Genomic DNA, 23720 nt, shown 5'->3' with positions numbered 1-23720 from the left:
ACGGGTAAAGGTTTATGACGACCCTCAGTGTAGTTTTGTCTGTGACTGCGTTTGTTCAATGAATTTCTTAATTTCAGCGCTCAGATCTTTGTTTTTAAGTATTCTTTTGATAGAGCAGATTTTAATGCCCGCGCACATCCGACCTATATCATTCGACGGCGCTGCCTCTTCGCCCGTTATGATGAGCCTCCGCGGAGCCTCCCGGCCAAAATTCAGCCCTTTAAGTCCCGGAGATGTCACGCTGCCTACGGCCTTATCCATTTCGGTTTGCCAGGTTTGACTTACCGCGCGCAGGCGCAGATCGGGATTGGCTCTTTGCCATTTATGAGCCGTCTGCGCCCACGCTTCAATCGGGACATCTTCGCCGCGCCAGATTGTGGGGGCGGACTCCGGGGGGCGCAGATAGGGCGAATAGGCAATAACGCCTCCAACCGGGATGGTTTTGGGATCAATCAACAGAGCGGTCAGTGCACCCGTTCCTGTACCGACAACATAGACGGGCCGACGGGATGAGGGGCGGATGACCTTAACTATCAAATCTTCAACCGCCTGAACGCTATGATTAAAATCAGGCGTATGGATTTGGTCGCCTTGGAGGAAATAGCGTCCGGAGCCACCCTGACCGGGCGCTTCATATATCCAGACCGTGTAGTTCAGCGAAATCAGATCGCGCGCCAGTTCGAAATAGGCTTCGGCCGGAAACCGTGCGTCCGCGACAATCAGGATGTCGGTTCCTGGGTTAGTCGGAGGTGCTGCGACGCCGTAGCGGGCTTCCGGGAGGTTGCCGCTTTTAAATCCGCTCCACACGAATCCGGCAGGCGGAAAATATTGTGGCGACAATCCCGGTGGAATTTGGCTATCGGCGAAAGCTTTGTCGGAGGGATGCGACGTGTCACCTTGTTTTTTATCGCATCCTGCGGCGCATAACATGGTCAGGGCCACTATGGCTGGCAATAGTCGCATGTCGCACCGTGTGATCATTCATGGATATTTCAGATCCGATTACAAGATAGTGGCGAATCTGTTGCTGGGCTATATGATTTGTTACAGGGTGTTTTATCCTGTCACGCTTTTTGATCTGAAAACTGACCGCCGCCTGAGTACGCGCTTTATTTGACTTGATATTAATCAGCAAAAAGACCAATTAGAAACATGAACTGGCCGCAGATGTGTCGTGGCCGCTTAAGGTTTGTATAGAGCGAAATGGTCACGATCATCAACCGGCTCGGCAATGCTGCCGTAAGCGCTCCGGATACCGAAGCCGCCCCTGCGGTACGGGAATTGCGGCACCCTGAAAAACAGAATCGCCCGGAATCACCGATTCTGAAAAAGCCGGACTGGCTTCGGGTTAAGGCGCCGGGGTCGGCAGGGTATAACGAAACCCGTAAGATCGTGCGCGATGCCAAGCTGGTCACCGTGTGTGAAGAGGCGGCATGCCCGAATATCGGTGAATGCTGGACCAAAAACCACGCAACCCTGATGATCATGGGCGATACCTGCACACGGGCCTGCGCCTTCTGTAACGTCAAGACCGGTATGCCTGCAGCGCTGGATATGGATGAACCGAACCGCGTCGGTATGACAGTGGCCAAGATGGGCTTGTCTCATGTTGTAATTACCTCAGTTGATCGTGACGACCTGAGCGATGGCGGCGCGCAGCATTTTGCCGAGGTCATTCGTCAGATCCGCCTGCAATCGCCAAAAACGACGATTGAGATTCTGACGCCTGATTTTCTGCGTAAAGATGGTGCTGCGGAAATCGTCATTGACGCCAAGCCTGACGTTTTCAATCATAACTTAGAAACTGTGCCGCGTAATTATCTGAAAATCCGGCCCGGTGCGCGCTACTATCATTCCCTTCGCTTGCTGGAGCGCGTGAAGGAACGCGACCCGCAGCAATTCACCAAGTCGGGTATTATGGTCGGCCTTGGCGAATCCAAGGAAGAGGTCATGCAGGTTATGGATGATATGCGTTCGGCCGGCGTCGATTTTATTACGATCGGTCAGTACCTTCAGCCGACCCGTAAACATGCCGCCATTGATCGCTTCGTATCGCCAGATGAGTTTAAGGCCTATGAATCCATTGCCCGCGCCAAAGGGTTCCTTATGGTGTCATCGAGCCCGTTAACCCGGTCTTCACACCACGCAGGCGAAGATTTCGAGCGTCTAAGAACCGCGCGTGCGGCCCTGGCCGGTCGCTAAGGAAGTTTCAGTGGCAAAGTTTCATTTAAACCGCGTTTTACCTTTTTCTGCCGACAAACTGTACGAGATGGTCGGAGATGTTGAGCGTTATCCTGAGTTCGTGCCGTGGATAAACAGCTTGCGGACGTTTAATGTCTCGCGCCCCAGCGATGATATCACCCGGTTTGATGCCGATGTGGCTGTCGGATTTAGCTTTCTGACCGAGCGCTTTACCACCCGCGTGACGCGTTTTAGTGAAAATAAGACGATCGATATCGTACTGCTCAAAGGCCCGTTTAAACGGCTGCATTGCACCTGGAAATTTACGGACCATACCATGAGCAATGGTAAAATTGGGGCCGCGATCGATTTCAATATCGACTTCGAGTTTAAAAATCCATTTTTGGATGGGTTTTTGCGGGCCAATTTCGATAAGGCGGTATCCAAACTCATGGCGTGTTTTGAAGGCCGCGCCCAAGCGCTGTATCCTACAGTTTAGGGGCTGGATTCAGACGGGTAAATCCAGCGTTTTCAAATGATCATAGGTCCATTTTAAAGCAAATTGTACGCTTTCTTCGCGGATATGATGGCGGCCCTTATCCTCAAAATAATGGACATGGCTCATGGTCTGCGGTTCGCCGTCCGTCCCTTTGAAGCTTAAGCCAAAACATACCATCCCAACGGGTTTAAGTGCGGTGCCGCCAGTGGGGCCTGCAATGCCTGTCACGCTTATCGCAATGTCAGCATTGGCCTGTTTTAATGCGCCTTCAGCCATAGCGTAGGCGGTCTCTAAACTAACCGCCCCATGCGTATCCAGAATTTTCGGCAATACGCCTAACAGCTTGGTTTTGGCGACGTTGGAATAGGTGACATAGCCTTCGTTGTAGATGTCCGACGCGCCGGTTATTGAGGTGATCGCGCCGGCAATCAGTCCGCCCGTGCAGCTTTCAGCCGTCGTCAGCACCTTACGCTTAAGCTTTGCCTCGGCCACCACATCACCAGCCAGACTATAGAGCGGAGACAGATTTTCAGTCATCGTAAAATATCCCTGAGTATTTTCCAGACATACCACAGACCTCAACGAAAAAGAGCGGGGTTTTGGCCCCGCTCTCGTAAAGATATTGTGTGCTTAAGGGATTACACGCCGGGATGCAGGGGGGCATCCAGATTGGCGTTAGCAAATTCCCAGTTCACCAGTTTATCGAGAAAGGTTTCGATAAACTTAGGGCGCAGGTTCTGGTAATCGAGGTAATAGGCATGTTCCCATACGTCCAGCGTTAACAAAGGTTTGTCGCCCTTGGTGAACGGCGTTTCGGCATTACCTGTCTTGACGATTTTCAGCTTGCCCTCAGCACCCAGAACCAGCCAGGCCCAACCGGAACCAAACTGAGTGGCACCTGCGGTTTTAAACGCTTCGGCAAAAGCATCATACCCGCCAAAATCAGCGTCGATCTTTTCAGCGATCTTGCCGGTCGGCTTACCGCCACCGTTTGGGGTCATGGAAGACCAGAAAAAGGTGTGGTTCCATACTTGCGCCGAATTATTGAATACGCCTGCGTTGGTGCCCTCGGATTCCTTGACGATATCGACCAGAGACTTGCCTTCAAATGGGGTGCCTGCGATCAGCTTATTGAGGTTATCAACATAGGCTTTATGATGCTTGGCGTGGTGGAAGCTGAAGGTATTGGCCGTCATATAGGGCTCAAGCGCATCAGCCGCGTAGGGAAGGGGGGGGAGTTCGAATGCCATGACGACCTGCTTTCAAATGTTGGGATAAAAACGCTAATATCCCCACACATATATTGGGGTGAAAATTTGAATTCAAGGCATTATCTAGTGAGAATGTTTCTCAATAATACCCTTATAAATTCAAAGGGTAGCGAGACCTAGTCACTATAAATTATCAAGCCCGAACAACAGGCATTTCAACAAGGCAGATCGCCTGAGCCGCGAGCCCTTCTTCGCGGCCCGTAAACCCCATTTTTTCGGTCGTGGTCGCTTTGACACTGATGCAATCCATCGGCAGGGACAGGATTTCGGACAGACGGGCGCGCATGGCTTCACGGTGAGGCTTCACCTTTGGTCGTTCGCAGATCAGAGTGACATCAACATTCACCAGCCGCCCGCCTTTTTGACGAGCCAGATTAACGGCGTGTTTCAGAAACACATCAGATGGCGCGCCTTTCCACTGCGGATCAGTTGGGGGGAAGTGATCGCCAATATCGCCTAAGCCCACAGCCCCTAAAATGGCGTCGGTCAGGGCATGAAGTCCGGCATCGGCATCCGAATGTCCAATCAGGGTTTTATCATGCGGGATTTCCACGCCGCACAGCCACACGCTTTTGCCATCCCCCCAACGATGGGCATCAAAGCCCTGACCAACACGCATCTGGGTTTGGGTTTCAGACATGATCAACGCCTCCAGTAACTCAAAATCTTCTTTGTAGGTGAGTTTGTGGAGGCGCATAGAGCCTTCGACCACCTCAACAATTATGCCTGCGCGGTCGGCTACAATGGCGTCATCCGTGGGCTCCTGACCATCCGGCCAGGTCTGATAAGCGCGGACAATATCACCGTATCGAAAAACCTGCGGAGTCTGAGCGCGCCAGAGGTGCTCGCGCGGAGGCGCATCTGTGATGGTTGCATGATCGGTCTTTTTCAACGAGTCCGTCACTGGCAAAGCCAATATGACAGCCCTGGCTGACTGCATCCGTGATAGCAAAGACTCGATGAGTGGTGCTGTGAGGAGTGGCCGCGCGGCATCATGGATCATGACAATGTCATCATCGGCTGCCTGCAAAGCCTTTAGTCCGGCCTGAACGGATTGGGCACGTGTGGCGCCGCCCGGTGTCACTACGGCATTGGGAAACTCCGCTCGCGCTTTGGCGATATCATCTTCGGGGACAACAATGACAACTTGTGAAGCGCCTGCATTTTCAAAGGCTTCGGCGGACCAGTTCAGAACTGACTTGCCGGCCAGCGGCATCCATTGCTTGCGTCCGCCTGAGCGTGTGCCAGAACCGCCCGCAACTATTATGGCTTTAAATGTCATGACTCAGAGCGTGGTTTCAAAATGGAAAGAACTGATAACCAGCCCTTCCCGGAAATAAAAACGATGCGCTTCGGTGCGATGTGTACCGCTATCCAGACGTAATTGGGTGCAACCCTCTGACTTTGCGAGATCTTTCAACCAATCGAGCAAAGTCTTGCCATACCCCTTCGAGCGTTGATCCTGAGCGCTGACCAAATCATCGACATAGAGAATTTTGCCTGATACCAGCCATTCATGGACACGAAATCCTGCGCACGCAACGACTTGCCCGCCATCCTCGACATAGGCCAGTCTCCAGCCACTCTCTGACATTTGGCGGCGGGCGCGCTCCAGCAAATCGTCATCGTCCTGCAGATGCGGGCGCAAAGCTTTCATCACCGGAAAGCACCGGCGGATATCGTCGTCGCTCTGTGCCAGTTTGACTGTCGCCATAAGGCCCTCCCATTTTAGACTAAGCGTTTAAAGCGGCTTATGAATGGGGTCAATTGCGCGATGTTTCCAAATGGCGGGATTTACTGTATGTGCCCCCTATGTTCAGCGCAGGTCTTAAAATTGGTGATGTCGCTATCGGCGGACGGGTGCTGATTGCGCCGATGACCGGTGTGTCCGACCTGCCGTTTCGAAAAGTAGCCACCAAACTGGGCGCCTGTTATGCCGCCACCGAAATGGTCGCCTGCGCCGAGCTTGAAAAGGGCCGCCCGGACATTGTGCGCAAAGCCCAGTTAGGTGAGCATGATGGCCTGAAAATCATCCAGCTTATTGGACGCGACCCCGCCTATATTGCCCGCGGGGCTGCTTTGGCAGACGCGGCCGGTGCTGATATTATAGATCTAAATTTTGGCTGTCCCGCCAAGGAGGTCACTGGCGTTTTGTGCGGATCGGCGCTCATGCGTGAGCCGGATCAGGCAGCCCGACTGATGGAAGCTGCGGTCAAAGCGACGAAACGTCCCGTAACCGTCAAGATGCGTCTGGGGTGGGATGATCAGCAGCGTAACGCCGCATCACTTGCCAAACGCGCCGAAGATATTGGTGTACAAGCGGTCACGGTTCATGGCCGCACCCGCCAGCAGTTTTACAAAGGTGAAGCTGATTGGCAGGCAATAAAAAACGTAAAAGAGGCTGTGTCGATCCCCGTCATCGTCAATGGCGATATTGTAAGTCCTGAGAGCGCCCGCCAAGCTTTGGCCTACTCAGGTGCTGATGGGATTATGATTGGGCGCGGGATATACGGCCAGCCGTGGCTGGCAAACCACCTCGATAATGCCGTGGGCGCGCAAACGAATCTGCCTTTACCGACAACAGGGCAGCGTCTGGACATTATTCTTGAGCATTTTCAAGACAGCCTCATTTTTTATGGTGAGCCATTGGGCTTGCGAATGTTTAAAAAGCATCTTGGCTGGTATATTGAAGCCGCAAATTACAACCCTGACCCGATTGTACGTCGGATGGACAAAGGACGAATTTGTCGTCTGGAAACACCACAGGACATAGAGCGAGAATTGAAAATCTTGCTATCTGAGCTTTAAGTTTCATCACAAGCGATGAAAAGCGAAAAAATAGACGCTTTATAGCAACATTCATGTTGATATATGGACACAGTAGTGCGCAAATGCCACGGCTAAATTTTGGCATTTCGGAATTGGGTCTTGAAGGACACAGCGGCAAAACGTCGAATAGGTCTGACGCTGATGCGGGCGTCCAGAGGACTGCGTAACGCAAGCCCTGCGGGCCTTGGTATGGCTGCCGCCTATGTTTTGTCGGCTCTGATTACCGCTTTCATCATCTGGATGATTATTGCAACGCCGGGGACAGGCCCTATCGGCCCGGCCAGCCGTATCCTTTTCGGTCTGGTATGTCTCAACCTGTTACTTCTGCTGGGGCTTTGTTTTTTCGTTGTTCGCCGCATCTATCAGATCGCGCATTCGCGCGGCGCAGATGCGGGCGCAAGGCTACACCTTAGATTTGTCACCCTGTTTGCACTGGCCGCGGTCACGCCTGCCTTTGTAGTTGCTCTGTTCTTTGGGGTTTTGGTCAATCGGGGCGTTGAAACCTGGTTTAGCGAGCGTGTGCAGTCATCAGTCGAAAATGGCGCCAAGATCGCTGAACTGTTCGTCGATGAGCAGCAGAAAATTGCGCTGGATACGGTTGAAGATATCGCAGTTAGCATTGACCATGAAGAGGGGCGGGCTCTGTTTCCAAACCGGCTGGCCTTTGCTATGGCCCTGCAGGATCTGGCGGCTTCACGCGGCGGTCTTGCGGCCATCTATGTGATTGACCGAACCGGTCAGGTGCTGGCGCGGGCCGAGAGTGAAGATGCACCGGTGTATCTGGCGCCGCCGCGTGAAACGATTTCTGACGTGTCCGCAGGTGAAGCGCGGGTGGCGCTGTTTTCCGGCCCAGATGCGGTCAGGGTCGTGTATCCGCTAACCTTATATGATGGCGCACAGCTATACGGGGTTCGGCTGCTGCAGCCGGGCATGATGGCACGCTTATCAAGTGTATCGCGCGCTGTAGTAGATTTACGTGAAGCTGCTGAAAATTCAAACCGGGTTCAGGGTGTGTTTGCTCTGGCCTATATCGAGACTGTGCTTTTAGTCTTGGTTGGGGCTGTATGGGTGGGTGTGTCAGCGGCAGATGCTATTGCGGTTCCCGTGGCAAGGTTGGTGCAGGCGGCTGATAAGGTGGCTTCGGGCAATCTGGATGCGCGCGTGGTGACTACGCACCAGTCTGAGGACATTGCGGTTCTGTCCAGAGCGTTTAACCGCATGACCAGCGATCTGCAGAGTCAGCAAGCTGCACTCAAATCTGCGGGCGAAGAGGCCGAAGCGCGCAGGCGGTTTATTGAAACCGTTTTGTCAGAGATATCTGCAGGTATTGTGGGTATTGATGTGCTGGAGCATATCTCAGCCATCAATCGCCATGCTGCCAATTTTATCAGCGTTGTCGGTGAGGACGCCCTTGGGCTTAAGATTCGCGAACTTGTTCCTGAAATTGCAGAACTTTTAGACAAGGTTTCTGTATCAAAAGTTGAGGAACAAGAAGTTGATCTGGTTCGTAAGGGCGAGACCCGGCGCTTAAGAGTGCGGATTTCGGGACTGGAAACCGGAGGTGCGGTGATCACGTTCGATGACATCACGCGTCTGGTCGCCGCGCAGCGTAATGCGGCCTGGAAAGATGTTGCTCAAAGAATTGCTCATGAGATCAAGAACCCTCTTACCCCCATTCAATTGTCGGCAGAGCGCATAAAGCGCAAATATCGCGACCATATTGATGCAGATGTTGATGTGTTTGATCGTCTGACCGATACCATCATCCGGCAAGTCGGTGATATCGGGCGGATGGTCGATGAATTCTCGGCATTTGCCCGTATGCCAGTACCGAATTTTGCTGAAGAAGATGCCGCTGAATTGATAAGGCATGCTGTCTTTGCACGTCGCGTCGCCGATCCGGATATACAGATTGATATCATTGAGCCGTTACCGGACACGAAAATTGTGTGTGATGGTCGTCTGTTGGCGCAGGCTTTAGGCAATGTGCTTAAAAATGGCGGGGAGGCCATAATATCGCGTCAGGCGGCCGAGCGAAAATTGGCCGAGCAGTCTGATCTTGTGCCACCCGACCCCTTCAAAGGACGCCTACGCGTAGAAATGGCGATTATTGAGGGGCTTGTCAGAATAGATATCGAAGACAACGGCATCGGTTTGCCGGATAAAGATCGTGACCGTCTGACGGAGCCATATGTTACCACGCGAGATAAGGGCACGGGCCTGGGCCTGGCTATTGTTAAGCGTATTCTGGAAGACCACGGCGGCGAATTTACGCTGAGTGATGCCGTGCATTTAAGCGGGGCACGCGCAACCATGCGCTTGCCACATACACAAATAACTGCCGATGCGTCCGGGAATGTGCCCAGACACGACAGTGCCAATAAGATGGTGAGGCTGTGATGAAAGTATCTTCGGGTGTTGATATTCTGGTCGTCGATGATGAGGCCGATATTCGCGAACTGATTGCGGGCATATTGGAGGACGAGGGGTATTCGGTCAGAACGGCCTCCGATTCGAACGCGGCTCTTCGGGCGGTCAAGGCCCGCAAGCCCTCACTGGTTGTGCTCGATATATGGATGCAAGGCGGGGGCCTTGATGGCCTGGAACTGCTGGATGTAATCCGCGAGCTTGATCCTGATATTCCGGCGGTTATGATTTCTGGTCATGGCACGATTGAAACCGCTGTGTCCGCCATCAAACGCGGGGCTTACGATTTTATAGAAAAACCTTTTAAAACAGAACGATTGATTATGATTGTTCAAAGGGCGCTTGAGGTAGCTTCGCTTAAGCGTGAAAACCGCCGCCTTCGTAATCAGGCCGTTGTGCCCGATGGACTTGTTGGCAATTCAGCGGCGGCGCAGTTGCTGCGCACGACAATCGCCAAGGTGGCTGGGGCCAATTCACGCATCATGATTTCCGGCCCGGCGGGTTCGGGTAAAGAATTAGTCGCGCGCATGATTCATGACGCTTCGCCGCGCGCCAAGTGTGAATTTGTGCCGATATCGTCGGCGGGCATGACGCCTGAACGGCTGGATATCGAACTGTTCGGTGAAGAGGGTGATGGCGGTCGTCCGCGTAAAATCGGGGTGTTTGAACGCGCCCACGGCGGTACGTTGTTCCTCGATGAAGTCGCGGACATGCCGATGGAGTCGCAAAGCCGCATTCTGCGGGTTTTGGTTGAGCAGCGCTTTGTTCGGGTTGGTGGTGTTAATGACGTTCAGGTTGATGTTAGGGTCATTTCCTCTACGTCTAAGGATTTACAGCAGGAAATTGGCGCTGGAAGGTTCCGCGAAGATTTGTTCCATCGCCTGAATGTTGTGCCGGTGCGTGTGCCGGGCCTATCTGAACGTCGCAGTGATATTGCCGAACTGGTGCAGTATTTTATTGAGCGCATAGCCTCAGCGCAGGGACTGCCCAAACGCACCCTGAGTGAAGATGCTATGGCGACGCTTCAGGTGCATGAATGGCCAGGCAATGTCCGTCAGTTGCGAAACAATATAGAGCGGTTGCTGATTTTGGCGTCCGGCGATCCTGCCGAGCTTATAACCGCACATATGCTGCCGTCCGAAGTCGTGGAATCGGCGGTTGCCGGCGCCATTCGCCCAGAACGTATTATTGCCTTGCCACTCAGAGAGGCACGTGAGGTGTTTGAGCGCGAATACCTGTCGTCTCAGATCGTTCGGTTTGGCGGTAATATCTCACGCACCGCCAATTTTATTGGCATGGAACGCTCAGCACTTCACCGCAAACTGAAAAGTCTTGGCTTGGCCCATATTCGTGGGGTCGAGGACGAGGATATCTGAGCATGTCCCGTTTTGCCTATGTTGATGGCCGCTATATCCGTCATGGCGATGCCTGTGTGCATATTGAAGATCGCGGTTATCAGTTTGCCGATGCCGTATATGAAGTCTGGTCGGTATTTGATGGACGTTTAGCGGATACTCAAGGCCACCTTGATCGCCTCGACCGGAGTCTTAAGTCTTTACGTATTAACGCGCCGATGAGTCGTGCGGCCCTTATGGTCGTGCTTTATGAAGTCATTCGCCGCAACCGCATCAAAGAAGGCATGGTCTATCTTCAGGTCAGCCGTGGGGTCGCTGCGCGCGATCATTTCTTTCCGGCAGGTGTGAAGCCTACATTGGTAATCACGGCGCGTGCTGTCGATCGTGAGGCAGCGGCTGTCAAAGCCCGGATGGGCATCAAGGTCATCACTCAGCCGGATATTCGCTGGGGGCGCTGCGATATCAAGACCGTAGGGCTTCTCCCCAATGTGCTGGCAAAGCAGGCCGCAAAAGATGCGGGAGCCTCTGATGTCCTGTTTGTCGATAAGGATGATTTTATTACCGAGGGCGGCTCTGCTAATGCCTATATTGTTGATGATGCTGGTGTGATCCGCACACGCAGCCTTAAGTCCAATATTCTGGCCGGTATAACACGCGCACAGCTATTGAAGATTCTGAAAACGACAGACATCGAACTCAGGGAAGAGGCGTTTACAGTTGCTGAAACCTTAGCCGCCAGAGAAGTTTTTATTACGGCCGCCACCAGTCTGGTCATGCCTGTAGTTGAAATCGATGGCCACAGGATTGCGGATGGCAAGCCGGGACCTGTGGCGACATCCTTACGGGAAGCCTATATTCAACAGGCAACTAAAACCGCTGGAATTTGATATCAAAAATTTATCGTGTAAATAGTTGCCCTTAGCTTGTGATCTGGCATATGATACACATCTATGTCTGTGTGAGGGGTAATGTGCCTCTCAGGATTCAACGAGAAGGGCCAACCAATGTCCCACGATAAAAAACAAAATCTCCAGGACACGTTTCTCAACAGTGTTCGTAAAACCAAAACCCCTTTGACCATCTTCCTCATAAATGGTGTGAAGCTTCAGGGCATTGTCAGTTGGTTTGACAATTTCTGTGTTCTGCTTCGTCGCGACGGCCAGTCGCAGCTAGTTTATAAGCATGCGATTTCGACCATAATGCCGGCGGCGCCCGTTCAACTTTATGAACAAGAAGATGATTCCGAAGACTAAGCTTAAGGTTGCCTTGAGCATAAGGATCGTTTTTGACCGGTAAATATGTAGATCACACGCCCGATGTTCAACGCGCGGTTGTCGTTGATCCTGAAGTTTCGGCACACGCCTCTCCTAAAAAGACAGAGGCGGCTATTGAACGCAAATATGATGACTCGCGGCTTGAAGAAGCCGTGGGCTTAGCGCTTGCGCTTGATCTTGAAATCGTGGGTACGCTCAGTGTGCGTGTGCGTAAGTTTAATGCAGCGACTCTGTTTGGTCAGGGCCGGGTGGATGATGTACGTAAGCTTTGCGAAGAGACTGAAGCCAATCTGGTTGTGGTCAATGGTGCCCTCACGCCTATCCAGCAGCGTAATCTGGAAAAGGAGTGGGGCGTCAAGGTCATCGACCGGACGGGCCTGATTCTTGAAATCTTTGGACGGCGCGCGCGTACGAATGAAGGTAAGCTTCAGGTCGAACTGGCGCGACTTGAGTATGAGAAATCAAGGCTGGTGCGAACCTGGACTCACCTTGAGCGCCAGCGCGCGACGGGCACCACCGGCGGGCCTGGCGAAACTCAGATCGAACTTGACCGGCGTATGATCGCTGACAAGATCAAGCAGCTCAAAAGCGAACTTGAAGAGGTGCGCCGCACGCGCACTCTGCATAGAGCCGCGCGCAAAAAAGTGCCGTATCCCGTGGTTGCTCTGGTCGGATACACCAATGCGGGCAAATCGACGCTGTTTAACCACCTGACACGGGCTGAGGTGCTGGCGAAAGATATGCTCTTTGCCACGCTGGATACGACCTTGCGAACGCTCAAACTGCCCAATGGCCGTTCAGCGATCATTTCAGATACAGTGGGCTTTATTTCCGACCTGCCGCACGAGTTGGTGGCTGCGTTCCGGGCAACACTCGAAGAAGTGATCGAGGCTGATCTGATCCTGCATGTGCGCGATATGTCAAACGCCGAGGCTGAGGCGCAGGGGCAGGATGTCGAGCAAGTTTTAAAAGTGATACTGCCCGAACTCGACCGGACGCGCATGATTGAGGTGTGGAATAAGATTGATCTTATTGATGAAGAAATGCGTGACGTTTTGCACACCCGCGCCATTCTCCATAAGGGCGGCACGAAACCGTATATGGTTTCGGCCATCACGGGGGAGGGTATTGATGCGCTTTTGCAATCTATTGCCCGAAAGGTCGATGAGGAAGGTACCGAGCTTGATATCGTGCTTAAACCGTCTCAAGGCAACCTGATGGCTTGGGTTTACCAAAATGGCCGTGTGTTGGATCGCTTTGATCATGATGACGGGCGTGTCCAATTACACGTCAAGCTGTCGGATCAGGCTCTGGGGCGCTATGAACGCATGACGGCCGGCGAAGCTTAAAACAGGCTAAGGGTCTCGTCCGAAAAATCGGTAAATGCCGCAGGTTTAGCCGCGGCTTTATCGGGCTTCTGGATTGGCGCCAGGGTTTGAAGACCTTTTATCGTGCGTGTTGCGAAGGCAGATTTATTTTTTTCGATCTCCAGTCGCAGCTCTTTCGGCGTATCAGTCATCTCGTATTTATGCGACCAGGCCATAAACTCCACCAGTACGGGGGCCAGATCCGCACCTTTTAATGTGAGGCCGTAAATGACTTTACGTTTATCTGTGGGGTCAATCTGGCGTGAGATCAGGCCGCAAGCTTCCAGCTTACTTAAGCGATCCGTCAGGATATTGGTGGCGATTTTCTCATCGGCATTCAGAAATGCCTGAAAGCTTTTGCGGCCCTTAAACATCAGATCGCGGATGATTAGTAAAGACCAGCTATCGCCCACAGCCTCCAGCGCCAGATTAACAGCGCAGCGGGATCTGGGGTCTTTGGCCTTGACCGGCAATTTGGTCTTGGCGCGTACGGGAGCTTTGCTCGCCTTTACAGCCGTTTTCCTAGCTGTTCTGGAAACTTCTTTTGAGGCGGATTTAATCATGTCAGAGCCATTGCTTGCGATAAGAAAGCTATAAATGATTCTGATTGCAAACGACAAGGGTTTGGCCGTTAGGCCCTATCCCGGCATGACCCGCTCCGCAGCCTTGGCGTCATTCCACAGCCTGTCCATTTCTTCGAGGCTGGACTGATCAGGTGTGCGCCCGTGCGCGGCCAAAGCTGCTTCAATGCTCGAAAACCGGCGGACAAATTTGGCATTAGTCCCGCGCAGAGCATCTTCAGGCTCTACATCAAGTTTACGGGCTAAATTCGCCATGACAAATAATAAATCGCCTAACTCAGCCTTGGCATTTTCCAAATTGCCGACCTCAATTTCCGCTTTTAATTCTTGAGTTTCCTCATCAAGTTTGTCCAAAACCTCGCCAAGACTTGGCCAATCGAAACCGACGCGCGCTGCCCGCTTCGTTAACTTGGCCGCGCGGGTAAGGGCGGGCAACCCGACTGGAACATCATCCAGTATGCCGTGCTTTGATTTAGATTTGCGCTCCTCGGCCTTTATGATTTCCCAGGCTGCCGTTTGCTCATCGGCAGTGCGCCCAGCTTCATCACCAAATACATGGGGATGACGGCGGATCAATTTTTCGGTCATCGCGCGCGCGATATCGTCAAAGTCAAAAAGTCCCTGTTCTTTGGCAATATGGCCATGAAAAACGACCTGAAACAGCAAGTCGCCAAGTTCTTCCTTGAGGTCGCGCATGTCCTTACGCTCTATGGCATCGGCGACTTCATAGGCTTCTTCGATTGTATAGGGGGCAATTGTTTCAAAGGTCTGTTCCAGATCCCAGGGGCAGCCTCCGTCCTTGGCGCGCAGCCGGTTCATTACCTCCAGCAGATCGTCAATCGCTGCACGGTTAGGAGCCGGTTGAGTGTGCTGGGTCATTTGGGGCCAATCCTTGCTGCTTGAGCTTTGCCTGAATCTGGGCGAACCGCTCAGGTGTCAGGTCATAGGATTTCATAGCCCATGCGCCAAGTAAAAGGAAAATGACCGGCAGGCCGACAAAGAAAACCTGCACCCACATCAGGGCTTCGGGACTATTTTGTGCGGCCTTATTGTCAAATCCTAAAACCGCCAAGGCTGACATGGTCAAAACCGAAAACGCATAGCCCAGCTTGGTTGTGGCCGACAGGATCGACATCAACGCGCCCTTATGATCCTGACCGCTTTCGGCCAGCACTTCGTCACCAATGTCAGCCATCAGCGCGCGGGTCAGTAAAAGCGATGCGGCATAAGGGATGCCGGCCAGAAACACCAAAAACGCGGCGAGCGGGAAATTATTGGCGGGCAAAAACCCTAAGAGGGCATAGATGCCCGCAAAAATCAGCGCGGATATGATCAGCGTCTTATGTTTATTGTATTTCTTGGATGCCCAAGTCCACAGAGGTGCCCCGACAAGGCCTGCCACGAAATAGAGGAACATGCTGATCGAGCATTGTTCGCGCGACAGCCCCTTTGTCTGCATGAAATAAAAGAAAAACAGCGCGCCCATGATGCCTGGCGCAAGGCCCAGCCACAGATCGGCCAGTAGCACGCGAACGACATTGGGGCGTTTCAACATGCGAAAGTAATCGCTTATCCGCACATTATGCGCCGGCGTATCGGATAGTTTCTCCGGCACAATCCATAGCGCAAGGCCGATCATGACCGGCAAAAGCACCATGATGAAGATGCCCATATATTGCACTGCCAATCGGTAGCTTTCGTGGAAAACCGACTGAACAATAACGGGTATCAACAAAACCGCGATGATACCGACGATGTTGGCCATCTGCCACCAGGCAAAGACTTTAGTGCGCTCATTGTAATCACTGGATAGCACTGCCCCCCAACTGGCTTGTGACAGAGTTGCAATCGAGAATCCGATATAGATGACCAGAAGCCATACCCATAAATATAGCGGTGATACGCCGGTGGGTGCCAGAAAGATAAACCCGGTACTGACAAACAAAATCGGTAGGCAGATCGCCATCCACAGCTTGAAGCGGCCGAACCGTGTGCGGGTCTTATCCATCGCCCAGCCGACGATGGGGTCGACGAAAATGTCGACCAGCCGCACAGACATGAATACAAGCCCTACGACGCCGAGATTTAGGCCAATTTCGCTGACATAATATTCGGACAGTATGACCGCCAGCGGCAATCCCAAGGCCGCGAACGGCAGGCACGGGCCGATAAAAGCCAGCAGATGTCCGGCAGAGACTTGAGACGCATTGGGTGTCGGCGTGTGCGCAGATTCAGACAAAGGCATTTCCCCGGCCTAGTTATTGCGCCTGAACATTGTTCATTTTGAATGATTTGGCCAATCACAAATGTTTGATGCCATCAGGCGCTGACAGCGTTTAGCCCGCCGAATGAGGTAAAGGTCACAGGACTGCGGCACGCCGCGCGGTCACATTCAAAAGCGTCTTCCAGTTGGGCCAGCTTAAGGTGTGCGCTAAAGCGGCCCACGCGCATCAGGTCGCGCGGTGTGGTTTGACGCATGGATTTGCATTTGGTGCACCGGATCTGGATACGGCTGGTTTCCGGCAAATCAGATAAGGGTGTGTCGCATTTAAATGTCATGTCAGGCCCCTGCGCAATGTGAGGGACGATGTTTGCCAGAGTCGCGGCCTCTGGCAAGCGCGGGATTTGTGGGCGGGGATATTTGATGTGGATGAGGTACTTCTGTTGGACGCTCGTAAATTGTCCTGTTGGGGCGCCTAAGACTCACATACTCACATTCGTCCGCGAAGATCGTTCGCAAGTCCCCGCCGGATTCGGTCATACGAAGCAACGATCATTCGCGGTGCAAGGTCGCAAAACTCGCTTCTGGAAATTCGCTGCTCTTCCGTCTCGTTTCTTGCATCGCCCATTAGCAGAATAGCGTTCTTTGGGGTGATTAACTCAGTCACACCGATGTTCGATCGTACGGTTTCGATATAGTTGGTGAAATGCGATATGTAGGTAGCGCACTGAGCAATGCCTTCGGTAGCATCTCGCGAATATGACTTGCCATAAGCTTTTGCAAACTGCACCGACGCCAACTTAAGTTCAACAATGTGCCAGTGGTATCCTAAAGAGCTTTGGGTCGCCACCAGATAGTCAGGTATTAGGCCCGGAGTTCCGTCGGTTCTTTTTGTTCTTATCATTTTCTTTGGGAAAACCCATGTTCCGTGATGACCGGAATTGGGAATGACGTATTGTAGCAGATAGGGATTGGCCGCCAGGAACTTTTGAATGGTCTCTTCTGAGCCGGTCAGCGAAGTTTCAAATTCCTCGTCCAGCCCTGCACGTAACAACCTGGCATCGCCATAAAGCGCACCGGGAAATTTGGCGCTCTGTTCCGCAATATCCGCTTGGTGGTCGATCTCGTCCGCTCTGATAATTTTGTATCCACTAAGCTCTGGCATATTCATCTCCCACGCGCCGCCACCTTAGCGCGTTCACTCGATTATAGACAACTGGGCTGTGATTACGATGGGCCTTTAAGAACTGCTTGTTACGTATTTTTAGGCTACGCAAAGTGGCGTGATGAAACAATCCTGACTACGTTCAGGATGCCGAATGCGTAACTCATAAAAATATATAAAGAAAATTTGAAGGCAGAGTGAGATTGGCTGCGCTTCGCTGCGCCGAAACCTGCGCGCTAAGGCGCTCCGGTTTACGAACTCGCTTTTTCCGTGAGTTCAAGTCCACACTCAGCACTTCATAGAAAAGGCCCCTAAGTAGGGGCCTTTTCTATGAAGTGGCGGACAGAGTGAGATTCGAACTCACGGTAGGCTTCCACCTACGGCGGTTTTCAAGACCGCTGCCTTAAACCACTCGGCCATCTGTCCGCACGAGGGTGGTTTGGGGTCTTAACCCGACTTTTTCGTAAATCCAAGTCGTTAACTAAGATTTTTCTCATTTTCGCTAAATTATGCACAAGCGCTGCAAAATGCCGCGCCTTTACTTCAATGTGTAGTGCGTAGGGCAGGGCATGGCGATATATTCGGACATGGGCAAGGTCAGGCGTTCAGAGTGGCTTAAAACCGCCGCCCGCCACATGTTGTGGGTGGGGGCAATCATCTGTTTTGCGCTGATGAGCGCCTGCGCCGGTCCGCGCTATAAAATAGACAAAGACCCGCCGGTCGCGACGGGCGGCACCTATCACTCCGGCACGCTGCGACCTTACACCATCCGCGGAAAAACCTATAAACCCTCCATCCCCGATAAAGGCGACAGTTGGGTGGGCACGGCCTCCTGGTACGGTTCAGAATCGCCTAATTCCACAACGGCTAACGGCGAATATTTCAATCCGGATGCTATTTCTGCGGCCCATAAAACCCTGCCTTTGCCGTCAATTGTAGAGGTTAAAAACCTCGATACCGGCAAATCTATGGTGCTGCGCGTCAATGATCGCGGGCCGTTTATTGACGGCCGCCTGATTGATCTGTCGAAAGGGGCCGCGCGGGAACTAGGCGTTTTAGGGCCAGGCATCGCCAAGGTTAAGGTCACATTTTTAGGGCCTGCCGGGCGCAACGCTTCCAACTCTTCGATCGCCCGCCGTAATGATGAGGAACGCTATCTGGTTTTGCTGGGTAGCTTCGCGGTGCGTGAAAATGCCTATCGCGCCAAAGAATGTCTGGATCAGGTTTCCATTGAACGCAAGGATGGCCTCTACGTCGTATCTATGGGGCCTTTTGACGGCGCCGACAAAGCCGAACATGCGCGACAAAAGGCGCTGTCCGAAGGCTTTTTTGATGCGGCTTTACGCCGGGAATAGATTTTAAGGCTTGAGAAAACTGCCGAATTGCCGATTAAGTTCCGGCCATGCGTGGAAAATTTATTACATTCGAAGGCGGTGAGGGGGCGGGGAAGTCCACTCAGGTCAAGATTTTGGTCAAGCGTTTGCGCGATCAGGGTTTAGAGGTTGTGCAAACCCGCGAACCGGGCGGATCACCAGGAGCAGAAGCTTTGCGGGATCTGCTGGTTAAGGGCGATGCCACGCGCTGGTCACCGGTATCTGAAGCGCTTATGATGTACGCCTCACGCGCGGACCACCTCGAAAAAGTCATTCGGCCGGCGCTGGATCGCGGCGCCTGGGTGGTTTGTGATCGGTTTGCCGATTCAACGCGCGCTTACCAAGGCGCCGGCGGTGGCATATCGCCTGAATTTATTGAACAGATAGATAAGGCTGTGGTGGGGGATAGTCAGCCCGATCTGGTGCTGATTATGGACATGCCGGTTGAGGCTGGCCTGGCACGCGCTAAAGGGCGTGGTGGCGACGAAGATCGTTTTGAAGCCAAGGGACTGGCGTTTCATGAAAGGTTACGCCAAGGCTTTTTGAAACGTGCGGCTATGGCACCAGAAAGATATAAAATTATCGATGCAGATCAGTCAATTGAGCTTATTTCCTCAGATATATGGTCAATTGCATCAACGCATTTCCCTGAATTGAGGGGGGCGTAACATGGAAATAAACGCAACTACTACACACCCGCGCGATACCTATGATTACATTCATAACGAGGCGGCGGAGCGTGCATTTCTGGATGCGTTTGGGCGTGGTCGGTTGCACCATGCGTGGTTGTTATGCGGGCCCCAAGGGGTGGGTAAGGCGACGTTTGCCTATCGCACAGCCCGGTTTTTGATGGGCAATGATCGTGATCCATCATTAGGGCTTTTAGGTATTTCACATCGAGACGCTGATGCAAAATTGATTGCTGCGCAATCTCATCCGGACATGCTGGCACTTGAGCGTGAGACCAATGATAGCGGTAAGCTAAAAAAGAATATTACGGTTGAAGCTATTCGCGACGTAGGGACTTTTTTTTCCAAAGCCCCGTCACGATCGGCTTATCGTGTGGCCATTATCGATTCTGTTGATGATTTAAATATTAACTCAGCCAATGCGTTATTGAAAATTCTTGAGGAGCCACCTGAGCGTGGAATCCTGTTTTTGGTATCGCATTCTCCCGGAAAATTGCTGGCGACGATCCGTTCACGGTGCCGTCGCCTGACGTTTGCGCCATGGCAGGATGAAGCTGTACGTGCCTTTGTCGAGCCGAATGTAGATGCGAGAGGCGATGACCTTGATCGCCTGATTTCAATGGCTAAGGGGTCGCCTGGAAAGGCCGTAAAACTATGGCAGGACAAGGCGCTTGACATGGATAATCTGGCGGGGCGGATTTTGTCATCATCCCCTCCGCCACGTGCAGAGCTTATCCGTTATGCGACTGAGTTCAAAACCAGTTCGGCCAAATCTGATGGCGTTAAAAAATTCGGCCTGTTTATGGATGTCTTGTGTGAGCAGGTGCGTGAACGGGCCTTGAGCAGCCACCCATATGGGCGGGCCCGGCAATGGGCGGATTTGTGGGCTCGCCTGAGCGTGGTGACTGCGGAAACTGAAGCTGTAAATTTGGACCGTGGTGAGTATTTCTGGTCATTGTGCCGTGATATCAGAGAGATTGCCTGACTATGTATATCGATAGCCACGTGAATCTCCATGCCGCTCAATATGAAGAGGACCGCGATGAAGTTATAGGCCGCGCGCGTGCCGCCGGCGTTCGACTTATGGTCAATATTTGCGACAGGGTGTCTAATTTTAATGCCTGTTATGCAGTAGCCGAAGCTTACGATGATATTTGGGCAACGGTAGGCACCCATCCGCACGAAGCCAAAGAAGATCCTGGCATCACTGTGGACGGTCTTTTATCGTTGGCCAAGCGTCCAAAGGTTGTGGGAATAGGGGAGTGCGGGCTTGATTTCCATTACGACTATAGTCCGCGTGACATTCAGGCGAAGGTATTTCGCACCCATATTCAGGCCGCGCGTGAAAGCGGGCTTGCGTTAGTGGTTCATACACGTGAAGCCGACGCAGAAATGTGGGATATTTTACATTCTGAGCACCGCAATGGTGAATTTAAATTCCTGCTGCATTGCTACACGAGCGGCCCTGATCTGGCCCGTAGAGCGGCAGATATTGGTGCCTGGTTTTCGGTTTCTGGCATTGCGACGTTTAAGGCGGCGCAGGATGTGCGTGACATCATCAAAAATATGCCAAAAGACCGTATAATCGTTGAGACGGACTGCCCGTATTTGGCACCGGTGCCGTGGCGCGGCAGACGTAATGAACCCGCCTGTGTAACCCATGTCTATGATAAACTTGCAGATATACGCGGTTGGAGCCTTGATGAAACGAAGGCGTTAACGGATGCTGCTTTTTTTGAACTGTTTGACCGTATTCCTAAACCTATTACCTGATGACAAAAATTCTTAAAATTGTTGTACTTGGATCAGGTTGCTCAAGTGGCGTGCCAAGGGTCGACGGCTATTGGGGAGCCTGTGATCCTGCAAATCCAAAGAATCGGCGATCCCGGTGCAGTGCGGCTGCTTGTGTGTATGATGACAATGCACCGGACATACAAACCCAGATTGTGATTGATACAGCACCTGAATTTCGTGAGCAGGTTCTAAGGGCTGGGATAAGGCATTTAGATGCCATTTTATGGACTCATGATCATGCAGATCAAACGCATGGTATTGACGACATGCGCTTTTTCGCGATGGCCAATCAGCGTAATATTGACGGTTATATGGACCGGGCGACCTATGACGGGCTGTTTAGGCGATTTGAGTACGTATTTACGGGCAAGTTTGGATATCCGCCGATTTGCACGCCGAATATTATCCCTCCACACGGCGTAGAGTGGCAGATTATGGGAAATGGCGGAGCTGTACCTGTCAAAACTTTTGAACAGGAACACGGCCCGATTAAATCGGTCGGATACAGGATCGGTGATGTGGCGTATTCAAGCGATGTATCAGATATCAGCGATGAATATTTCGAGCACCTTAAGGGCCTTAAACTTTGGATCGTCGATGCGCTGCGCCTAAAGCCGCATTCAACACATTCTCATGTCGAAAAGACATTAGGTTGGATTGAGCGTGTAAAGCCCGAACGTGCTATTTTGACTAACTTGCACCAAGATCTGGATTATACGGCATTAAAAGCGATTTTGCCGCGTCATGTCGAGCCGGCTTATGACGGGCTGACCGTAGAAATACCTCTGTAGAATAAGAACCCTATTTCATTAATTTCCCATAATATATATTATGCGGGATTTTTCTGCAATGTTGCTACGCCTGATGATCTTATCTTTTGCTCATGGTTGGCTTATGGAAACCTTATTTTAAAATCAATAATTTGGCACAATTCATTCAGCCACCGTTCAACTTCGTCAGCCACCGTTCAACTTCGAAGGTGCTAAATTAGTGCACGATTTAGGTCATATCGACCTTGCGGACGCTTGATATTAAGTGAGGTTTCCATGTTTAGCTCGAACCCGTCAGAATCTTTTACAGCTAAAAAATCTGCCCCCCTGTTTGTGGCTGTGGCCTTGGGATTGGGTCTGTTTGTAGCGCCTTCAATAGCACAAGCTCAAAACTATGATGGTTATTGCTACCAGAAAAATAGCAATGCCCGAACCAAAGGCACTGTTATTGGGGCCGTTGCGGGCGCTGCCGTTGGCTCTGGCGTCGCCGCTAAAGGTGCAAAAACTGAAGGTGGTATTCTGGGGGCTATTGTTGGCGGCGCCATCGGCAATAAAATTGCGAAAGATCAAAAAGAAACAGCGCGTGCGAACTGCCTTAACAGCAGATATTACGTATATGATCGCGGTTACTATGAGCCGGATTCTCCGCCGGATGGTTACAGGACTGTCTATTTTACGGAACGTCCCAACTATAACAGCTATTATGTTCGTCATAACGGACGCGACGAAAGATGGGATGGCCGCCATCGTCATGGCAACGATCGCGATCGTTACTGAAAATTGTTTAGAAAAGTGCCCGTATCCGTCGGGCACTTTTTTATTCAAGATGTGGCTCTGATCGCGTAAGCTTATTGGATGGCCGATAATGTAATATTGCTGTCGTCTCCACCGACTAGATTTGTTTCAAACGCACTTGAGCGCTCATTTAGTGGTGAATGGGTACGCATTGTAGACCCGTGGAAAACTGATCAGCCGCATCTGACCATCGAAGACATATCAGCGGAAGTCAGGGGCATTATAAATTGTAGTGCCCGCACACTCATTGATGCTGAATATATGAAGCGTTTTCCGCAGCTTAGGCTAATCTCGCACCACGGTGTTGGCTATGATAATATCGATGCGTCGTGGGCTGGCCGGCATGGTATCATAGTGACCCATACGCCAGACGTTCTGACTGAAGACGTGGCCGACCTGGCTATGGGACTTTTGCTGGCGACGGTGCGGCGTATCCCCCAAGCCGACCGATTTGTACGTCAAGGAGAGTGGGCGGCGGCCCCCTTCCCTCTGTCGTCATCGCTACAGGGGCGGACACTGGGCATAGTGGGTCTTGGTCGCATAGGCAGGGCTATCGCTCGCCGCGCAGAAGCTTTCGGGGTGTCGATTCTGTATCACGGGCGGCATCCTCAAACGGATGTCCGCTATAAATATTTTAGTGACCTTAAGGCTATGGCGATAGCATGCGATGTGTTGTTGGTTTCGGCACCTGCATCGTCCGCTACGCGGAATATGATCGATGGGCCAATTCTTGAGGCGCTGGGAGCGAATGGCATTCTCGTGAATATCGCACGGGGCAGTCTTGTTAATGAGGTTGCCCTTGCCGATGCGTTAGCGAACAAAACCATCCTTGCCGCCGGACTTGATGTTTTCGCGGATGAACCGAACGTACCTGATGTGCTTGTTTCATCAGATAATTCGGTGCTGTTGCCACATATTGGTTCGGCAACACTTAGAACCCGTAAGGATATGGCAGAGCTTGTTGTTGCCAATGTAAAGGCCTGGCTATCAGGTGACGGCCCCCTCTCCCCTGTCCCGGAATGCAAAGCTATTTTTGATTGATTTTGCTTTTTGGGCTGATTTTGAATAGGCGTCAGGATCACCTTTGTGTGTCGAAGGCGTCGCACTGCTTTTACGATCATCCGTATAT

The 23720-nt window shown here is 52.1% G+C and carries 25 protein-coding genes and 1 tRNA gene; 15 read left to right on the top strand and 11 right to left on the bottom strand.

All coding sequences use genetic code 11. The features are described 5' to 3' along the window. Positions 1-24: 24 nt before the first annotated feature. Positions 25-963 (bottom strand): alpha/beta hydrolase, encoded by a 939-nt coding sequence (locus tag PQU98_RS01945; protein ID WP_272743190.1) that lies wholly within the window; start codon positions 961-963, stop codon positions 25-27. 240 nt (positions 964-1203) lie between these two features. Here PQU98_RS01945 and lipA point away from each other — a divergent pair, with 240 nt between their 5' ends. Both lipA and PQU98_RS01935 read left to right on the top strand, forming a co-directional pair. Continuing rightward, on the top strand, positions 1204-2202 hold the full coding sequence (gene lipA, locus PQU98_RS01940) for a lipoyl synthase (RefSeq protein WP_272743189.1): 999 nt from the start codon (positions 1204-1206) through the stop codon (positions 2200-2202). A 10-nt stretch (positions 2203-2212) separates the two neighbouring features. After that, positions 2213-2680 (top strand): type II toxin-antitoxin system RatA family toxin, encoded by a 468-nt coding sequence (locus tag PQU98_RS01935; RefSeq protein WP_272743188.1) that lies wholly within the window; start codon positions 2213-2215, stop codon positions 2678-2680. 9 nt (positions 2681-2689) lie between these two features. Here the strand turns inward: PQU98_RS01935 and PQU98_RS01930 are convergent, their stop codons facing one another. The 4 genes from PQU98_RS01930 to PQU98_RS01915 form a co-directional block, all read right to left on the bottom strand. Next, positions 2690-3217, bottom strand: coding sequence for a CinA family protein (locus PQU98_RS01930; protein ID WP_272743187.1), 528 nt, complete (start codon positions 3215-3217; stop codon positions 2690-2692). A gap of 101 nt (positions 3218-3318) precedes the next feature. Continuing rightward, positions 3319-3930 (bottom strand): superoxide dismutase, encoded by a 612-nt coding sequence (locus tag PQU98_RS01925; protein ID WP_272743186.1) that lies wholly within the window; start codon positions 3928-3930, stop codon positions 3319-3321. Positions 3931-4084: 154 nt separating this feature from the next. Continuing rightward, a complete protein-coding gene (locus PQU98_RS01920; protein ID WP_272743185.1) occupies positions 4085-5233 on the bottom strand; it encodes a bifunctional 2-C-methyl-D-erythritol 4-phosphate cytidylyltransferase/2-C-methyl-D-erythritol 2,4-cyclodiphosphate synthase in 1149 nt (382 codons plus the stop codon). A gap of 3 nt (positions 5234-5236) precedes the next feature. Beyond that, entirely contained in the window at positions 5237-5665 is a 429-nt protein-coding gene (locus PQU98_RS01915; RefSeq protein ID WP_272743184.1) for a GNAT family N-acetyltransferase, read from the bottom strand. 98 nt (positions 5666-5763) lie between these two features. On the opposite strand from PQU98_RS01915, the gene dusB reads away from it, so the two are divergent. The 6 genes from dusB to hflX all read left to right on the top strand — a co-directional run bounded on the left by dusB (position 5764) and on the right by hflX (position 13185). After that, positions 5764-6759, top strand: coding sequence for a tRNA dihydrouridine synthase DusB (gene dusB / locus PQU98_RS01910; RefSeq protein WP_272743183.1), 996 nt, complete (start codon positions 5764-5766; stop codon positions 6757-6759). A 120-nt stretch (positions 6760-6879) separates the two neighbouring features. Further along, the gene (locus tag PQU98_RS01905; protein WP_272743182.1) at positions 6880-9180 is read left to right on the top strand and encodes a sensor histidine kinase NtrY-like; all 2301 of its coding nucleotides are present in this window, start codon (positions 6880-6882) and stop codon (positions 9178-9180) included. Then, the gene (gene ntrX / locus PQU98_RS01900) at positions 9180-10583 is read left to right on the top strand and encodes a nitrogen assimilation response regulator NtrX (protein ID WP_272743181.1); all 1404 of its coding nucleotides are present in this window, start codon (positions 9180-9182) and stop codon (positions 10581-10583) included. Before PQU98_RS01905 ends, ntrX begins: the two co-directional genes overlap by 1 nt. 2 nt (positions 10584-10585) lie before the next feature. Beyond that, positions 10586-11449 carry a D-amino-acid transaminase gene (locus PQU98_RS01895; RefSeq protein WP_272743180.1) on the top strand — a complete coding sequence of 288 codons (864 nt, stop codon included), beginning with the start codon at positions 10586-10588 and terminating at the stop codon, positions 11447-11449. A 117-nt stretch (positions 11450-11566) separates the two neighbouring features. Further along, positions 11567-11815, top strand: coding sequence for an RNA chaperone Hfq (gene hfq / locus PQU98_RS01890; protein WP_272743179.1), 249 nt, complete (start codon positions 11567-11569; stop codon positions 11813-11815). Between the two features lie 32 nt (positions 11816-11847). Beyond that, positions 11848-13185, top strand: coding sequence for a GTPase HflX (hflX, locus tag PQU98_RS01885; RefSeq protein ID WP_272743178.1), 1338 nt, complete (start codon positions 11848-11850; stop codon positions 13183-13185). Here hflX and PQU98_RS01880 read toward each other — a convergent pair. The 6 genes from PQU98_RS01880 to PQU98_RS01855 form a co-directional block, all read right to left on the bottom strand. Continuing rightward, positions 13182-13823 carry a winged helix-turn-helix transcriptional regulator gene (locus tag PQU98_RS01880; RefSeq protein WP_272743177.1) on the bottom strand — a complete coding sequence of 214 codons (642 nt, stop codon included), beginning with the start codon at positions 13821-13823 and terminating at the stop codon, positions 13182-13184. The genes hflX and PQU98_RS01880 overlap by 4 nt on opposite strands. An 18-nt stretch (positions 13824-13841) precedes the next feature. After that, the gene (mazG, locus tag PQU98_RS01875; protein WP_272743176.1) at positions 13842-14663 is read right to left on the bottom strand and encodes a nucleoside triphosphate pyrophosphohydrolase; all 822 of its coding nucleotides are present in this window, start codon (positions 14661-14663) and stop codon (positions 13842-13844) included. Then, complete coding sequence (locus PQU98_RS01870; RefSeq protein ID WP_272743175.1) at positions 14635-16023, bottom strand: MFS transporter; 1389 nt, start codon at positions 16021-16023, stop codon at positions 14635-14637. Before PQU98_RS01870 ends, mazG begins: the two co-directional genes overlap by 29 nt. A gap of 80 nt (positions 16024-16103) precedes the next feature. After that, positions 16104-16343 carry a hypothetical protein gene (locus PQU98_RS01865; protein WP_272743174.1) on the bottom strand — a complete coding sequence of 80 codons (240 nt, stop codon included), beginning with the start codon at positions 16341-16343 and terminating at the stop codon, positions 16104-16106. Between the two features lie 152 nt (positions 16344-16495). Continuing rightward, the gene (locus PQU98_RS01860; protein WP_272743173.1) at positions 16496-17170 is read right to left on the bottom strand and encodes a Shedu anti-phage system protein SduA domain-containing protein; all 675 of its coding nucleotides are present in this window, start codon (positions 17168-17170) and stop codon (positions 16496-16498) included. 336 nt (positions 17171-17506) lie between these two features. Next, positions 17507-17596, bottom strand: a tRNA-Ser gene (locus tag PQU98_RS01855). A 143-nt stretch (positions 17597-17739) separates the two neighbouring features. Between PQU98_RS01855 and PQU98_RS01850 the strand changes: the two genes are divergently transcribed. The 7 genes from PQU98_RS01850 to PQU98_RS01820 all read left to right on the top strand — a co-directional run bounded on the left by PQU98_RS01850 (position 17740) and on the right by PQU98_RS01820 (position 23632). After that, positions 17740-18525, top strand: coding sequence for a septal ring lytic transglycosylase RlpA family protein (locus tag PQU98_RS01850; RefSeq protein WP_272743172.1), 786 nt, complete (start codon positions 17740-17742; stop codon positions 18523-18525). Between the two features lie 47 nt (positions 18526-18572). Continuing rightward, positions 18573-19211, top strand: coding sequence for a dTMP kinase (gene tmk / locus PQU98_RS01845; RefSeq protein WP_272743171.1), 639 nt, complete (start codon positions 18573-18575; stop codon positions 19209-19211). A 1-nt stretch (position 19212) separates the two neighbouring features. Then, positions 19213-20217, top strand: a complete 1005-nt coding sequence (locus PQU98_RS01840) for a DNA polymerase III subunit delta' (protein ID WP_272743170.1) — start codon at positions 19213-19215, stop codon at positions 20215-20217. A 2-nt stretch (positions 20218-20219) separates the two neighbouring features. Then, on the top strand, positions 20220-21005 hold the full coding sequence (locus PQU98_RS01835; RefSeq protein ID WP_272743169.1) for a TatD family hydrolase: 786 nt from the start codon (positions 20220-20222) through the stop codon (positions 21003-21005). After that, on the top strand, positions 21005-21817 hold the full coding sequence (locus tag PQU98_RS01830; protein ID WP_272743168.1) for an MBL fold metallo-hydrolase: 813 nt from the start codon (positions 21005-21007) through the stop codon (positions 21815-21817). The genes PQU98_RS01835 and PQU98_RS01830 overlap by 1 nt, the downstream gene beginning before the upstream one ends. A gap of 255 nt (positions 21818-22072) precedes the next feature. Then, positions 22073-22573, top strand: coding sequence for a glycine zipper 2TM domain-containing protein (locus PQU98_RS01825; RefSeq protein ID WP_272743167.1), 501 nt, complete (start codon positions 22073-22075; stop codon positions 22571-22573). A gap of 78 nt (positions 22574-22651) precedes the next feature. Beyond that, positions 22652-23632 (top strand): 2-hydroxyacid dehydrogenase, encoded by a 981-nt coding sequence (locus tag PQU98_RS01820; RefSeq protein WP_272743166.1) that lies wholly within the window; start codon positions 22652-22654, stop codon positions 23630-23632. Positions 23633-23720 lie beyond the last annotated feature (88 nt).

The sequence above is a fragment of the Asticcacaulis machinosus genome (genome assembly GCF_028550435.1).
GTDB lineage: Bacteria > Pseudomonadota > Alphaproteobacteria > Caulobacterales > Caulobacteraceae > Asticcacaulis > Asticcacaulis machinosus.
The sequence above is the reverse complement of the archived record's forward strand: the minus strand, read 5'-3'. Positions and strand labels throughout refer to the sequence as shown.